This is a genomic window from Streptomyces sp. NRRL F-5126 (assembly GCF_000721265.1).
GTDB lineage: Bacteria > Actinomycetota > Actinomycetes > Streptomycetales > Streptomycetaceae > Streptomyces.
In genome coordinates this window covers 359,678-373,721 of the sequence record NZ_JOFZ01000004.1, presented here as the reverse complement: position 1 = coordinate 373,721, position 14,044 = coordinate 359,678, and the positions used below count along the sequence as shown (strand labels likewise).

Genomic DNA, 14,044 nt, shown 5'->3' with positions numbered 1-14,044 from the left:
GGCGGTCGCCCGGTGCGGGGGCGACCGCGGCGCCACGCCGGGCGCGGTGGCGAGCGGGCAGCCCACCGCGGGCTGCCCGCTCGCGGGCTCAGCCCGCCAGTACCGCCTGCACGGTCTTGCCGTTTCCCGGATCCCCGAGTACCGAGAAGCGGCTGGAGAGCCCGCGCACCATCGCGATCCCGCGGCCGCTCTCCGGCAGTGCCTCGGGGGACTCGGGCGCGAGGACGGGGTCGTCCGGGCGCAGCTTCCTGAGGGCGGGGAAGGCCGGTCCGTTGTCGTGCACCTCCACGGTGACGCGGCCCGGCCCGGCCGTGAGCCGCAGCAGGCAGTTGCCCGCGCCGTGCCTGGTGGCGTTGGTGACGAGCTCGGAGACGACCAGTCGCGCGTCCTCGATCCGCTCGCGGGGGATGCCGCCCCCGCAGTCGCGTGTGAGGTAGGCGTCGGTCAGATAGCGCGCCCAGCCGGCCGAGGTGTCCGAACTGGGCAGCGCGTAGGTGACACGCGCGGCACACCGGTGGGCATGCCCGCTCGCACGCATCCGGACCACTCCTTCCGCAAGCCTTGTTTTCGGCCTCAGTGCACCAGGTTCCCTGCACAGCGCGAGTCAATCTTCAGGCACGCGTGCGACGCGCCGTCACAAGCCGAACAGGCGCCCGTGCACGGAAGGACGCGAGGGGCCAAGCGCCGGCGCCCCGCCGTTACTTGTTGACGAATCAGGACGCCGGAACGGCCGGTTGGTGCACAAGTCTTGACGCGTGCGAGACACAGGGGAACCATCTTGGCTACCCGCAGAGAGCGCTCTCTCGTTCTCTCCCACCCTCCTCGCACCCGCACCCGTCCCCCTCTCCCCCGTTCCTTTCGCGACCTTGGAGGTCCATACCCCCATGCAGCAGCCTCCCCGGGATCCCGCACGTCAGGACGCATCCCCCCAGCTCAGCAGGCGCGCGTTCGCCGGCGCCGTGGCCGGCGCCGTCATCGGCTCCGCCCTCCTGCCCGCGGCCACCGCGAACGCCGCGCCCCACAAGCAGGCGAAGCGCGCCAAGAACGCTTCGGCGGCCGTCGCGGGCGGCGGTGACCTCGGCCCCAACGTCATCGTCTTCGACCCGTCGACGCAGGGCATCCAGTCCACGCTCGACTCGGTCTTCAGCAAGCAGGAGTCGGCCCAGTTCGGCACGGGCAGGTACGCCCTGCTGTTCAAGCCCGGTACGTACAACGGCCTCAACGCGCAGCTCGGCTTCTACACGTCGATCGCGGGACTCGGCCGCAACCCCGACGACGTGCAGATCAACGGCGATGTCACCGTGGACGCGGGCTGGTTCAACGGCAACGCCACGCAGAACTTCTGGCGCTCGGCCGAGAACATGGCGCTGACCCCGGTCAGCGGCACGGACCGGTGGGCGGTGGCCCAGGCCGCACCCTTCCGCCGCATGCACATCAAGGGCGGCCTGAACCTGGCGCCCAACGGCTACGGCTGGGCGAGCGGCGGCTACATCGCCGACAGCCGGGTCGACGGCACGATCTCCCCCTACTCGCAGCAGCAGTGGTACACGCGCGAGAGCCAGATCGGCGGCTGGGGCAACGGCGTCTGGAACATGGTGTTCTCCGGTGTGATCGGCGCCCCGGCGCAGGGCTTCCCCAACCCCGTGTACACGACGCTGGACAGCACGCCGGTCTCCCGCGAGAAGCCCTACCTCTACCTCGACGGCAGCGACTACGCGGTGTTCGTGCCGTCGCTGCGCACCAACGCACGCGGGGTGTCCTGGGCGAACGGTTCGACGCCGGGCACGTCCGTCCCGCTGTCCCAGTTCTACGTGGTGAAGGAGGGCGCTACCGCCGCCACCATCAACCAGGCGCTGTCGCAGGGCCTGAACCTGCTGTTCACACCGGGCATCTACCACGTCGACCAGACCATCGACATCACCCGCGCGAACACGGTCGTGCTCGGCATCGGATACCCGACGATCATCCCGGACAACGGGGTGACCGCCATGCAGACGGCCGACGTGGACGGCATCAGGCTGGCGGGCCTCCTGCTGGACGCGGGCACCACCAACTCGCCCTACCTGCTGCGGGTCGGCCCCTCGGGCGCGTCGGCGGGCCACGGCTCGAACCCGACGACCGTGCAGGACGTGTTCGTCAGGATCGGCGGCGCGGGCGCCGGCAAGGCGACCACCAGCATGGAGATCAACAGCAACGACACCATCATCGACCACACCTGGATCTGGCGCGCCGACCACGGCGCGGGCGTCGGCTGGGACACCAACAGGGCCGACTACGGCCTGCGGGTCAACGGCGCCGACGTGCTGGCGACGGGCCTGTTCGTGGAGCACTTCAACAAGTACTGCGTCGAGTGGAGCGGCAACGGCGGCCGGACCATCTTCTTCCAGAACGAGCTGGCCTACGACGCGCCGAACCAGGCCGCGATCCAGAACGGCTCGACGGCCGGGTACGCGGCCTACAAGGTGGACGACGCGGTCAGCACGCACGAGGCGTGGGGGCTCGGCAGTTACTGCAACTTCACCTCCGACCCCAGCATCAGGGTCGACCACGGCTTCGAGGCGCCGCAGAAGTCGGGCGTGAAGTTCCACGACCTGCTGGTCATCTCCCTCGGCGGCATGGGCCAGTACAACCACGTCATCAACAGCACGGGAGCGGGGACATCGGGCACCAGCACCACCCCGTCCAACCTGGTGTCCTACCCGTGAGCACGCGCCGGCCGGGGGCCGCGGGCTGACGTCCCCGCGGCCCGGAGCGGCACCACGGCGCTCACGACAGCAGGGCCCGGCCCACACCCCCCACGCCCCACCGGCCGGGCCCTGCGCCATGCCCGTAACGGCCGGACCCGTGCGGTACTCGCGCCCGTACGGCGGATCAGTCCGGGCGGTGCGGGGCGGCCCGCAGCAGACTTGACGGCATGTCGGGCAAGCGAAGCGCGGGACTGCTGGTCTACCGGGTCACGGACACCGGCACGGAGGTACTCATAGGCCATATGGGCGGCCCGTTCTGGGCGGGCCGCGAGGCCGCGGCGTGGTCGATACCGAAAGGCGAGTACACGCAGGAGGAGCGGCCCGAGGACGCCGCGCGCCGCGAGTTCCGCGAGGAGCTGGGGCTCCCGGCGCCCGGCGGGCATCCGGTCCCGCTCGGCGAATCACGCACGCGCGGCGGCAAGACGGTGACCGTCTGGGCGGTCGAGGGCGACCTCGACACGGCGGACGCCGTGTTCGGCACCTTCACGATGGAGTGGCCGCGCGGCTCGGGCACCCAGCGGGAGTTCCCCGAACTCGACCGGGTGGCCTGGGTGGAGGCGGGCGAGGCGGCGCAGCGCCTGGTGGCGGGGCAGCGCGTCTTCCTCGAACGGCTGGACCAGCACCTCGCAGGGGCGGGCTGAGCCGCGCCCGCACGAGCGGAGCACCGCGCGCACGCCATGTCCGTACCGCCCTGACGAAAGGCCTCTCCCGGTGCGCTATCGCACGCATGTCGTCGCCGCGGCAGGCACGCTGCTCGCCGCGGCGTCCGTGGTCCCCCACGCGTCCCTGACCGATGTCGCGCTGGCCGTCGCGGGCACCGGCCCCGGCGCGGCGCCCGAGCGGGACGGCGCCCTCCCGGGCGAGCCGGCCTGGCCGGACGCGCCTGCGCGGGCGGCCGCGCCCGCGCAGGGCCCGCCCGGGGCCGCGGGCGCCACCGCGGCGTCCCCCGGCGAGGGCACCGTGAGCGCGGCGCGGCTGCTGGCGCGCACCGCGCAGTGCGACGAGGTGTCCGACGGGCGCTACCGGATGGACGACAGCGATGACGAGCCGACCGTTCCGGTGTGCGCGACCGCGGGGGCGGTGTACTGGAAGGCCGACATGGACATCGACTGCGACGGCAAGGTCACCAGGCGCTGCAACGAGGACACCGACGGGTCCTTCCAGGACATGACGGCCTTCACCCGGTCGGACGGCGCCCCGCTGGACGCGGCGAAGCTGCCGTACCTGGTGGTCCCGGACCCGGGCGACACGTGGGACTACCGGAGTTCGGGCATCCGGGGAGGCGGTCTGGCCGCCGTCGTCTACCGCGGGCGGGTGGAGTACGCGGTGGTCGGCGACACCGGCCCGGCCGGGCTCATCGGAGAGGCGTCGTACGCGACCGCTCAGGCGCTGGGCATCCCGGCCGACCCGGCGGGCGGCGGGGCGCCGAAGGACGTGACGTACATCTTCTTCAAGGACACGAAGGCGCGGCCCGTGGAGAGCCATGCGGCGGCGGTAAGTGCAGGCGACCGGCTGGCGCGGCGTTTCGTCGCGAGCAAGAAGTAACCGCCGTCGTACGTGAGTTGGCCCCACCGGCCGGGGGGAGGCCCGGTGGGGCCTACGGGCTCCGGCGGCCGGGGGGATGGCCGCGGGCCCGGGTCGATGGTCCGTTTGCCCCCTCGCGGGTGCCCCATGCCTGCCCTCACGCAGATCTTTTCGCGGCCCTCCCGCCACGGGCCCTGCGGGCAGTCGCCGCGCACGGACCGGGCACACTGTGGGTGGGACACCGGCGTCCCGCGACCCCACCCGATTCCGCCAGGACGACCCGCGGGAGGCGCGATGGCGCTGCAGATCAGCGCGACCAATCCGGAGCACCCTGCCCGGCTGCTCGACCTGCCGTGGAACACGCTGCTCGAACAGTGGCCGGAGAAGTGCCTGGTGCCGCTCCCCCGCGGCATCTCGCGCCACGTCGTGCGGTTCGCCTCGGCGGGGCCCGAGGTCGTGGCCGTCAAGGAGATCACCGAGCGTGCCGCCGTGCGGGAGTTCGGGCTGCTGCGGGACCTGCACCGGCTGGGCATACCGGCCGTCGAGGCCCTCGCCGTGGTCACGGGCCGTACCGCGGCGGACGGCGAGGACATCGAGTCGGCGCTGGTCACCCGCCATCTGAAGGGCTCGCTTCCGTACCGCTCGATGTTCGAGTCGACGATGCGTCCCTCCACGGTCAAGCGGCTGATGGACGCGCTCGCCGTGCTGCTGGTGCGGCTGCACCTCGCGGGGTTCGCCTGGGGCGACTGCTCGCTGTCGAACGCGCTGTTCCGCCGCGACGCGGGCGCCTACGCGGCGTACCTGGTGGACGCGGAGACCGGCGAGCTCCATGACGACCTCAGCCGCGGCCAGCGTGAGTACGACATCGAGCTGGCCCGGGTGAACATCGCGGGCGAGCTGATGGACCTCGAGGCGTCGGGCGCGCTGCACCCGTCGATCGACCCGGTGCCGTTCGGCGCGGCGATCGTGGGGCGCTACGAGGAGCTGTGGCACGAGCTCACGCGCGAGTCGGTCTACCCGCTCGACAAGCGCCACTACATCGACCGCCGGGTGCGCAACCTCAACGACCTCGGCTTCGACGTGGCGGAGATGCGCATCGAGAGCTCGCCGCAGGGGGACACCGTCCGCTTCCTGCCGAAGGTGGTCGACGCCGGGCACCACCAGCGCCAGCTGCTCAGGCTGACGGGGCTCGACGCGGAGGAGAACCAGGCGCGCAGGCTGCTGGGCGATCTGGAGTCGTGGATGGCGACGCAGGACGACTACGCGCCGGGCGACCCGCTGGGCGCGCGCCCCGAGGTGCTGGCGCACCGCTGGGTGCGGGACGTCTTCCGTCCGACGGTGCGCGCGGTGCCGCGCGAACTGCGCGGCGATACGGACACGGCGCAGATCTACCACGAGGTGCTTGAGCACCGCTGGTACCTCTCGGAGCAGGCGGGCGAGGACGTCGGCCTCGATGCGGCGGTGGCGGACTACGTCGCGCACGTCCTGCCGCACAGCCCGACGGCAGCAGCGACGTCCTCGCGCCCGGACGACGACGAGGCCTGACGCCCCGTGGCGCGAGGCGCCGGGTGGGCGCGGCCGGGGGCCGCGTCCTTCGCCGGCCCCGGGGGCGTGGGGCAACGGGCGCCTGCCGGCACCGCCGCGGGACGCGCCGCGCGCGTCGTGGCGCACACACCCCCGGCCACTGGGCCGAGCGCCGGACGGCGTACTTCACCGGCCCCGCGGGCGTGCGGCGACGGCCGCCCGACCGGCACCGATGGCGCGGCCTCGGCGCACGCGCCGCACGCGTCGTGACGCACACGCGGGCACCGGCGCACGCGCACGGCCGGTGCGGCCGCCGGGCTGGGCGTGCTCACTGCAGCGCACGCACCGCCGCCGTGAAGACGGCCGGCAGCGCGGCGGCGGCAGGGACGAGCGCGTGTGCGGCCGCCGGGTGCGCGGTCACCTCCACGAGTGCGGCGGTGAGCGCGCGGTGGCGGCGGGTCAGGGCGTGCCACTGCCGTTCGTACGCCTCGGGCCGCCCCGCCCGTACGCACGCGACCGCGGCGCGCGCCGAGGCGAGGCCGAGCGCGATGCCCTCGCCCGTCAGGGCGTCCACGTACCCGGCCGCGTCGCCGACCAGCAGGACGCGGCCCGCGACCCGTGCGCGGGCGCGCTGCCTGAGGGGGCCGGCGCCGCGCACCGCTGTCGCGGGCTCGGCGGCGAGCCTGGCGCGCAGCCGCGGGAAGGCCGCGAGGTGGTCGTCGTAGCCGCACCGCCGTGCGCTGAGCACGGCGACGCCGACGAGGTCGCCGGCGACGGGCGTCACGTAGGCCTCGCCTCCGCGCGACCAGTGCACCTCCACGAAGTCCGTCCAGGGAGGCATCCGGTAGTGGCGGCGCTGACCGTAGCGGCGCGGCGCGCGCGGGGGCGGTGCGAGGTCGAGCCCGAGGGCGCGGCGCAGCGGCGAGTGCAGTCCGTCGGCGGCGATGAGCCAGCGCGCTCTGATGCCGCCTGCCACCACCGAGTCCGTGTCCTGCACGACGCCTTCGGCCCGTCCCCGCACGAGTGTGACGCCGGCCTCCGCCGCCCGCCGCAGCAGCGCGGCGTGCAGTTCGGTGCGCCGGATGCCGCGCCCCCGGCCGGGGGCGAACAGGGCCTGTGCGCTGTGCCGGCCGCGCACGTAGCGGATGCCGCGCAGCGGGTGGCCCGCGGGCAGTTCGACGCCCAGATCGGCGAGCGCCCGGACGCCGCTCGGCATCACGCCCTCGCCGCAGGCCTTGTCGACGGCGCCGCTGCGGGGTTCGAGCACGACGGTCTCCAGGCCCGCTGCGGTCGCGTGCAGCGCGGCGGCGAGCCCGGCGGGGCCACCGCCGGCCACCAGCACGTCGATCACGTGGCGGCGCCCGCCAGGGCCAGCGCCTGGTTCTCGCACCGTATGCGCACGGCCAGCAGCCAGGCGTTGAGCACCGTGAACACGAGAGCCGTGATCCACGCGGTGTGCACGAGGGGCAGGGCGGCGCCCTCGGCCACGACCGCCACGTAGTTGGGGTGCCTGAGGCCGTGCAGCCGGTAGGGGCCCGCGTCGACCAGCGGCAGCCCGGGCACGACGAGCACCTTGGTGTTCCAGCGCGGCCCGAGCGTCCTGATGCACCACCAGCGCAGCCCCTGGGCGAGCACGGTGACCGCGAGCATCGGGATGCCGAGGGCCGGCAGGAACGGGCGGTGCGCGCTCCACACCTCGGCGAGGCAGCCGAGCAGCAGGCCGGTGTGCAGCGCCACCATGGCGGGGTAGTGGCCGCGGCCGCGCTCGACGGCGCCGCGCGCGAGGCTCCAGCGCATGTTCCTCCTGGCCACGGCGAGTTCGGCGACGCGCTCGATGCCGACGGCCGCGACCAGGACGGTGTACCAGATCATCGTCGCCCCCCTGGGTGCTCCACCACGCCTGTCACCAGCGCAGCAGCACGAGTTCGGCGCAGAAGCCGGGTCCCATCGCGAGCAGCAGACCGGGGGTGCCGGGCGGCGGGGGCCGCTCCGCCAGCGTGTCGCGCAGGACGTGCAGGACGGACGAGGAAGAGAGGTTGCCTTCCGCCGCGAGCGAGCGCCACGTCATCTCCAGTGCGTCATCCGGCAGTCGGAGTGCTTCCTCGACGGCTTCGAGTACCTTGGGGCCGCCCGGGTGGCACACCCACGCGGTGATGTCCTCGCGCCGCAGGCCGTGGTCGGCGAGGAAGCCGTCGACATCCGCGGCGAGGTTCTTGCGCACGAGGTCGGGGACGCTCGCGTCGAGTACCACCTTGAACCCGGAGCCGGTGATGTCCCAGCCCATCACGGCCTCGGTGTCCGGGTACATGCGGCTGCGTGTGGCGACGACGGTGGGCCCCGCGCCCGCCCGCCGTGCCCCGCAGGCGACGACGGCGGCCGCGCCGTCCCCGAAGAGGCCGGTGGCGACGAGGTTCGCCACGGACGGGTCGTCGCGCTGGAACGTGAGGGTGCACAGTTCGACGGAGAGCAGCACGGCGACGTCGTCGGGCCGTCCCGCGAGGTAGTCGTGCAGGCGTGCGATGCCGGCGGCGCCCGCCACGCAGCCGAGCCCGAACACCGGTACGCGCTTGACGTCGGGGCGCAGGCCGAGCCGGCCGACGAGGCGCGCGTCCACGGACGGTGCGGCGATCCCGGTGACCGAGGTGAACATCAGCAGGTCGACGTCGCGCGGCGAGAGCCCGGCCTGCCGGAGCGCGCCCGTGACCGCCTCGGCGCCGAGAGGTACGGCGGTCTCGATGAACGCGTCGTTGGTCTCGCCGAAGCCGCTGAGTGACACGTACCGTTCGAGTGGCAGGGCCATCGCCCGCCGCTCGACGCGCGCGCTGCCGTGCAGGCGGTCGAGCAGCCGCCGGTCCCCGCCCGGCGGCAGGCAGGTACGTGCCACCATGTCGGTGATCTCGCGTTGGGCGTACCGGTGCTCGGCAAGCACCCCGTGGACGGCTCCGATGCGTGTCATCCGGTGTCCGATCAGGTCGGGAACGTGACATCACTGCCCGCACGGCGTGCGGTCACACGCCAGATCGCCGGTACGGCCCCTGACGGAAGTATGACGTTCCCTCTTCCCGCGGCGCGGCGTGACATGCGGGCCCATCGGCCGGCCCGCTGCCTACGATGGCCGGATGGACGCCACCGAGCGGCCGATGACGACCGCACAGCATCCCTCGCCCGCCGGGCGGGCCGGGCCGGGCGCCCCCGGCACCCGGGGTGTCCCGCGCATCGCACGCCGGGCGGCCGCGCTGCTCGGTGCCTGCCATCCGGGGCCGACGGTCGCGGTGACGGCGCTGGTCGCCGGGGTCGCCGTGGCTTCGGGGCAGACGGCGACGGGCTGCCTGCTCGTCACGGCGGCGGTGCTCGCGGGGCAGTTGTCGGTCGGCTGGAGCAACGACGCGATCGACGCGGCGCGTGACGTGGCGGCGGGGCGCCGCGACAAGCCGGTGGCCGGCGGCGCGGTGACGTCGGCGGGGGTGCGGGCGGCGGCACTGGCCGCGCTGGCGCTGTGCGTCCCGCTGTCGCTGGCGTACGGGCCGCTCGCGGGGGCGGTGCACCTCGCGGGGGTCGGCGGCGCCTGGGCGTACAACGCGGGCCTGAAGTCGACGGTGCTCTCGCCGCTGCCGTACGCGGTGGGGTTCGCGTCGCTGCCCGCGTTCGTGGCGCTCGGGCTGCCCGGCTCGCCCGCACCCGCCTGGCGGGTCGTGTGCGCCGCCGCGCTGCTCGGGGTGGGCGCGCATCTCGGCAACGTGGTGCCGGACATCGAGGACGACCTGGCGGCGGGGGTTCGCGGCGTGCCGCAGCGGCTCGGGCAGGGCGCCGTGCGGGCGCTGCTCCCGGTGCCGCTGGTGGCCGCGACGGTGCTGCTCGCGCTCGGCAGGCCGGCCTGGGCGGCCGGGCCTGCGGTGGGCGCGGCGGTGGCCGCGGCCGCCGCAGGCGCCGCGGCCGGGCGCCGGTGGCCGCGGCTGCCGTTCCTTACCGCCGTCCTGGTGGCGGCCGTCGACGTGGCCCTGCTGCTGTGGCAGGGGGCGGCGGTTGCCTGAGCCGGGGCCCTGTGCGAGGTTCACCCGAAGGGCGGCTTCGGGCCGGGCACCTTCCGTGCCTGCCGGGCGTTGACCCTGCAGGCACGACCTGATCTACGAGGAGAGATGACCGCATGGCCCTGTGGGACCGCTTCAAGGAATCCGCCGCGACGATGCAGACGCAGCTGACGGCGAAGAAGAACGACCTCAAGAGCGGTGCCTTCCGTGACGCGAGCATGGCAATGTGCGCCCTGGTCGCCGCCGCCGACGGCTCCGTCGACCCTTCTGAGCGTCAGCGGGTCGCCTCGCTGATCACGGCCAATGACGTGCTCCAGAACTTCCCCGCCGCCGACCTGCAGAGCCGCTTCGACGACAACGTCGGCAAGCTCCAGGCGGACTTCGCGTTCGGCAAGGTGGGGGTGCTGCAGGAGATCGCGAAGGCGAAGAAGAAGCCGGCGGAGGCCCGCGCGGTGATCCAGATCGGCATCGTCATCGGCGGCGCCGACGGCAACTTCGACAAGTCGGAGCAGGCCGTGGTGCGGGAGGCGTGCTACGCGCTCGGCCTGCCGCCGCACGAGTTCGACCTCTGAGGTCCCGTTGTCACCCGCGCCGGGTGACAGGTGGGTGACGAGCGTGTCCGGGGCGCCCCGTGATCGCCCGCGCGCCGGCGTTCCCGCCCGTTCGATAGCATGGCCCATCGTGTCGTCGAAGGGCCAGAAGATGGCCACCATCAGGGACGTCGCCCAGCGGGCAGGGGTCGCTCCGAGCACCGTCTCCTACGTGTTCAACGGTTCGCGGTCCATCTCGGAGGAGACGCGGCGCAAGGTGCGCGAGGCCGTGGAGGCCCTCGGCTACCACCCGCGGGCCAGCGCCAGGACGCTGCGCAGCAGCCGCACGCGGGTGATCGCGCTGGCGCTGCCCCGCGCGGCCGGCGGGCGGCATGCGGTGGACGGCAGGTTCGCCATCGAACTCAGCGACGCCGCGCACGGTCTGGGCTACGACCTGCTGCTGACCACCAGCGAGGACAAGGCCGAGGGGCTGCGCCGGGTGGCGCTGAGCGGGCTCGCCGACGCGGCGGTGCTGATGGCGGTCGACATGGAGGACGCGCGCATCGACGTCGTGCGCGAACTGGCCTTCCCCGCCGCGCTGATCGGCAGGCCGGCCGACGAGGACGCGCTGCCGTGGGCCGACCTCGACTGGGCGGAGGCAGCGGCCACGACGGTGCGCACGCTGGCGGCAGCGGGCCACCGTGAGCTGGTGTACCTGGCGCCGGCCGAACGCGAGGTGTCGGCGGGACGCAGCTACGCGCTGCGCGGGATCGCGGGGGCACGCCGAGGCGCGGCCGAGGCAGGGTGCGCGGTCGAGGTGGCGCACGCGCTCGACGACCCGGACCGGATGGCCGCGCGGTTGGGGGTCCTGTTCGGTGACGGGCGGGGCGGCGGTCCGGTCGCGGGGCGCCGGCCGACGGCGCTGGTCGTGCAGCACCCGTCCGCGCACCACCACATCCTGGCGTCGTTGCACGCGGCGACCGGCCTGCGCGTGCCCGAGGACCTGGCGATGGTCGTGATCGGTACCCTGCCGGACGATCCGTCGAGCAGCAGGCTGCCGAGGATCGAACTGCCGGTGCGGACGCTGGCGGTCGAGGTGACGAGGCTCGCCGTCGCGGCCGCGGAGGCGCTGCGCGCCCCGGCCGCGGGTCTTGACGGAGCCGACGACCGGCCGGCCGCCCGGCTGCTCGCCGAGTCGGTGGGCCACCTGCTCGTACCGCCGACCCTGCTGCCGGGGGCCACGGGCTCCCTCACCGCGCGGCCCCCGGCCCTCTGACGTCTTCCGTCCGTTTTCGCGCCCGCCGCGGTGCTGCGCCGTGCAAGGTCTTGTCCGGGCCCCCTGGAGGGCCTACCATCACCGCGTCACCCAGTCGAATCGATTCGACAGCTTCTGCGGCACGGCTCGCGCCCGGGTGGCCTCCGCGTTCTCGCAGATCCGTAGACCGAACGGAGAGCACCGACCATGGATCCGACCCGCCACCGCCTCAGGGCGGCGGCCGTGATGTCCGCCGCCGCGCTGGCGGCCACCGCAGTGACGGGGTGCGCGAGCGGCCCCGACCCGGGCACCGTCACGGTGCTCAACTCGGCCACCGACAGCCTCGAACACGCGCAGGAGCAGAAGTTCTTCGACCTGTGCGCGAAGCCGCTCGGGGTGCGGGTCCGCCAGACGAGCGTGCCGGCCGACCAGGTGGCCTCGAAGGCACTGCGGATGGCGTCGTCGCACTCGCTCACCGACATCCTGGAGCTCGACGGCTCCGAGGTGCCGCAGTTCGCCGCCACCGGCGGCCTCGTACCCGTGCGGCAGGCTGGCGTCGACGTCTCAGGGATGTCGAAGAGCGCGGTGACCATGGGCAGTTACCGCGGCACGCAGTACGGCGTCGCGCGCGCGGTCAACTCCCTCGCGCTCATCTACAACAAGGACCTGCTCAGCCGCGCGGGCCTGAAGCCGCCCACCACGTGGGACGAGTTGAAGAGTACGGCGAAGAAGCTCACGCACGGCTCGACTTTCGGCATGGCGTTCAGTGCGACACCGGACGCCGACGGCGTCTACCAGTTCCTCCCCTTCTTCTGGTCGGCGGGCGGCGACGAGGCCCACCTCGACGACGGCAGGGGCGCGCCGGCCCTCCAGCTGTGGAAGGACCTCGTCGCCGGGAAGGCGGCGTCGAGTGCGGTCGTCACGTGGAACCAGCAGGACGTCAACGACCAGTTCATCGCCGGCAGGGCGGCCATGATGATCAACGGCCCGTGGCAGGTGCCGGTGCTCGACCAGCACAAGGACCTGCACTGGGCTGTCGCACCCATACCCGTGCCGAACGCGGGCGACCCGGTCGTGCCGCCGATCGGCGGCACCGTGATGACGATCCCGCAGACCCGCGACACGGGCAGGCAGCACACCGCCGCGAAGATCATCAACTGCCTCAACGAGCAGCGCAACCAGGTGGCGTGGGGCGAGTCCGTCAACAACGTGCCGACGATGACCGCCGCGGCCGAGCAGTACGCACGGCAGAATCCGAAGCTGGCCGCCTTCGCGAGCGAGGTCGCCACCGCGAGGTCGCGCACCGACCGGGTGGGCGCCCGGTGGCCCGTCGTGTCGGACGCGCTGTCCGGCGCCTTCCAGTCCGTGCTGACCGGCGGTGCGAGCCCTCGCGCCGCGCTGAAGCAGGCCCAGGCCCGGGCCACGGCCGGCGAGTGAGGAGAGACGGGACATGACCATCACCGCCACAGGAGCGGCCCCCGCGGGCACCCGGCCGCCGGCCGAACGCACGACCGCGGGACGCGGGCGCGGCGGCGGGCTGCTGCGCTGGTGCTTCGTCGCACCGGCCGTGCTCTACATGCTGGCCTTCTTCGGATATCCGCTCGTGCGCAACATCGTCATGAGTTTCCAGCACTACACACCGCGCACCTACTTCACCGGAAGCTCGCCGTTCAACGGGCTCGGCAACTGGCGCGCCGTCTTCTCCGACCCGCTGTTCACCGGATCCCTGTGGCACACACTGGTGTTCACGGCCGGATCGCTGCTGGGGCAGTTCGTGATCGGGCTCGCCCTCGCGGTGTTCTTCTCGCGCCGCTTCCGGCTGTCCGGCTTCGCGCGCGCCGTCCTGCTGCTGCCGTGGCTGGTGCCGATGGTCGTCACCTCCATCGTGTGGCGCAAACTGCTCGACCAGGACACCGGTGTGATCAACTCCGTACTGACCGGCCTGCACCTTTCCTCGGGTCCCGTGCCGTGGCTGAGCAGCCCCGGTGTCGCGCTCCTTTCGGCGATCCTGGTGAACGTCTGGATCGGCATCCCCTTCAACATGGTCATCCTCTACGGCGGACTGCAGGAGATACCGCGCGACCTCCACGAGGCCGCGGCCCTGGACGGCGCCGGGGCGTGGCGCACCTTCCGCAGTGTGACCCTGCCGATGCTGCGCCCCGTGGTGACGGTCGTCCTCGTGCTCGGCTTCATGTCGACGGTGAAGATCCTCGACCTGATCCTCGCCCTGACGGCGGGCGGGCCCGCGGACGCCACCCAGACCCTGGGCACGGTCACCTACCAACTCTCTTTCGAGCAGCTCGACTTCGGTCAGGGCGCCGTCGTCGGAAACGTTCTGATCGCGGTGAGCGCCGTCTTCGCCGTGCTCTACCTGCGAGCCAACAGGGCCGACTTCGGCCGGGGGAAGTGAGCGCCGTGAAACACACCAGCGCACCG

13 protein-coding genes are annotated in these 14,044 nt (G+C 73.4%); 9 read left to right on the top strand and 4 right to left on the bottom strand.

The window, feature by feature from the left end; translation table 11 throughout:
* Positions 1 to 88: 88 nt before the first annotated feature.
* The gene (locus tag IH48_RS0110155) at positions 89 to 538 is read right to left on the bottom strand and encodes an ATP-binding protein (protein ID WP_051839490.1); all 450 of its coding nucleotides are present in this window, start codon (positions 536 to 538) and stop codon (positions 89 to 91) included.
* Between the two features lie 346 nt (positions 539 to 884).
* Between IH48_RS0110155 and IH48_RS0110150 the strand changes: the two genes are divergently transcribed.
* The 4 genes from IH48_RS0110150 (at position 885) to IH48_RS0110135 (ending at position 5,816) form a co-directional block, all read left to right on the top strand.
* A complete protein-coding gene (locus IH48_RS0110150; protein ID WP_051839489.1) occupies positions 885 to 2,705 on the top strand; it encodes a hypothetical protein in 1,821 nt (606 codons plus the stop codon).
* 209 nt (positions 2,706 to 2,914) lie between these two features.
* A complete protein-coding gene (locus tag IH48_RS0110145; protein WP_030902055.1) occupies positions 2,915 to 3,388 on the top strand; it encodes an NUDIX domain-containing protein in 474 nt (157 codons plus the stop codon).
* Between the two features lie 70 nt (positions 3,389 to 3,458).
* A complete protein-coding gene (locus IH48_RS36950; protein WP_037841449.1) occupies positions 3,459 to 4,292 on the top strand; it encodes a glycoside hydrolase family 75 protein in 834 nt (277 codons plus the stop codon).
* A gap of 273 nt (positions 4,293 to 4,565) precedes the next feature.
* Complete coding sequence (locus tag IH48_RS0110135; RefSeq protein ID WP_030902051.1) at positions 4,566 to 5,816, top strand: DUF4032 domain-containing protein; 1,251 nt, start codon at positions 4,566 to 4,568, stop codon at positions 5,814 to 5,816.
* A 307-nt stretch (positions 5,817 to 6,123) separates the two neighbouring features.
* On the opposite strand, the gene IH48_RS0110130 is transcribed toward IH48_RS0110135, so the two are convergent.
* From IH48_RS0110130 to IH48_RS0110120, 3 genes are read right to left on the bottom strand one after another with little or no spacing between them, the layout of a single operon-like run.
* Positions 6,124 to 7,146, bottom strand: coding sequence for an NAD(P)/FAD-dependent oxidoreductase (locus IH48_RS0110130; protein ID WP_030902049.1), 1,023 nt, complete (start codon positions 7,144 to 7,146; stop codon positions 6,124 to 6,126).
* Complete coding sequence (locus tag IH48_RS0110125) at positions 7,143 to 7,667, bottom strand: isoprenylcysteine carboxyl methyltransferase family protein (protein ID WP_030902047.1); 525 nt, start codon at positions 7,665 to 7,667, stop codon at positions 7,143 to 7,145. Before IH48_RS0110125 ends, IH48_RS0110130 begins: the two co-directional genes overlap by 4 nt.
* A gap of 31 nt (positions 7,668 to 7,698) precedes the next feature.
* Entirely contained in the window at positions 7,699 to 8,751 is a 1,053-nt protein-coding gene (locus tag IH48_RS0110120) for a type III polyketide synthase (RefSeq protein ID WP_030902044.1), read from the bottom strand.
* A 163-nt stretch (positions 8,752 to 8,914) separates the two neighbouring features.
* Between IH48_RS0110120 and IH48_RS0110115 the strand changes: the two genes are divergently transcribed.
* The 5 genes from IH48_RS0110115 to IH48_RS0110095 all read left to right on the top strand — a co-directional run bounded on the left by IH48_RS0110115 (position 8,915) and on the right by IH48_RS0110095 (position 14,018).
* On the top strand, positions 8,915 to 9,826 hold the full coding sequence (locus IH48_RS0110115; protein WP_030902042.1) for a UbiA family prenyltransferase: 912 nt from the start codon (positions 8,915 to 8,917) through the stop codon (positions 9,824 to 9,826).
* A gap of 113 nt (positions 9,827 to 9,939) precedes the next feature.
* A complete protein-coding gene (locus tag IH48_RS0110110; RefSeq protein ID WP_030902040.1) occupies positions 9,940 to 10,395 on the top strand; it encodes a tellurite resistance TerB family protein in 456 nt (151 codons plus the stop codon).
* Positions 10,396 to 10,504: 109 nt separating this feature from the next.
* Positions 10,505 to 11,629, top strand: coding sequence for a LacI family DNA-binding transcriptional regulator (locus IH48_RS0110105; protein ID WP_234434195.1), 1,125 nt, complete (start codon positions 10,505 to 10,507; stop codon positions 11,627 to 11,629).
* A gap of 186 nt (positions 11,630 to 11,815) precedes the next feature.
* Positions 11,816 to 13,045: a sugar ABC transporter substrate-binding protein gene (locus IH48_RS0110100; protein ID WP_030902037.1), complete on the top strand. Its 1,230-nt coding sequence runs from the start codon at positions 11,816 to 11,818 to the stop codon at positions 13,043 to 13,045.
* 13 nt (positions 13,046 to 13,058) lie between these two features.
* The gene (locus IH48_RS0110095; protein WP_030902035.1) at positions 13,059 to 14,018 is read left to right on the top strand and encodes a carbohydrate ABC transporter permease; all 960 of its coding nucleotides are present in this window, start codon (positions 13,059 to 13,061) and stop codon (positions 14,016 to 14,018) included.
* Positions 14,019 to 14,044 lie beyond the last annotated feature (26 nt).

What these genes read in the sequence shown, in the direction of transcription:
- IH48_RS0110155 (WP_051839490.1), bottom strand. Translation starts at nt 538, where the DNA reads ATGCGTGCGAGCGGGCATGCCCACCGGTGTGCCGCGCGTGTCACCTAC.
- IH48_RS0110150 (WP_051839489.1), top strand. Translation starts at nt 885, where the DNA reads ATGCAGCAGCCTCCCCGGGATCCCGCACGTCAGGACGCATCCCCCCAG.
- IH48_RS0110145 (WP_030902055.1), top strand. Translation starts at nt 2,915, where the DNA reads ATGTCGGGCAAGCGAAGCGCGGGACTGCTGGTCTACCGGGTCACGGAC.
- IH48_RS0110135 (WP_030902051.1), top strand. Translation starts at nt 4,566, where the DNA reads ATGGCGCTGCAGATCAGCGCGACCAATCCGGAGCACCCTGCCCGGCTG.
- IH48_RS0110125 (WP_030902047.1), bottom strand. Translation starts at nt 7,667, where the DNA reads ATGATCTGGTACACCGTCCTGGTCGCGGCCGTCGGCATCGAGCGCGTC.
- IH48_RS0110120 (WP_030902044.1), bottom strand. Translation starts at nt 8,751, where the DNA reads ATGACACGCATCGGAGCCGTCCACGGGGTGCTTGCCGAGCACCGGTAC.
- IH48_RS0110115 (WP_030902042.1), top strand. Translation starts at nt 8,915, where the DNA reads ATGGACGCCACCGAGCGGCCGATGACGACCGCACAGCATCCCTCGCCC.
- IH48_RS0110110 (WP_030902040.1), top strand. Translation starts at nt 9,940, where the DNA reads ATGGCCCTGTGGGACCGCTTCAAGGAATCCGCCGCGACGATGCAGACG.
- IH48_RS0110100 (WP_030902037.1), top strand. Translation starts at nt 11,816, where the DNA reads ATGGATCCGACCCGCCACCGCCTCAGGGCGGCGGCCGTGATGTCCGCC.
- IH48_RS0110095 (WP_030902035.1), top strand. Translation starts at nt 13,059, where the DNA reads ATGACCATCACCGCCACAGGAGCGGCCCCCGCGGGCACCCGGCCGCCG.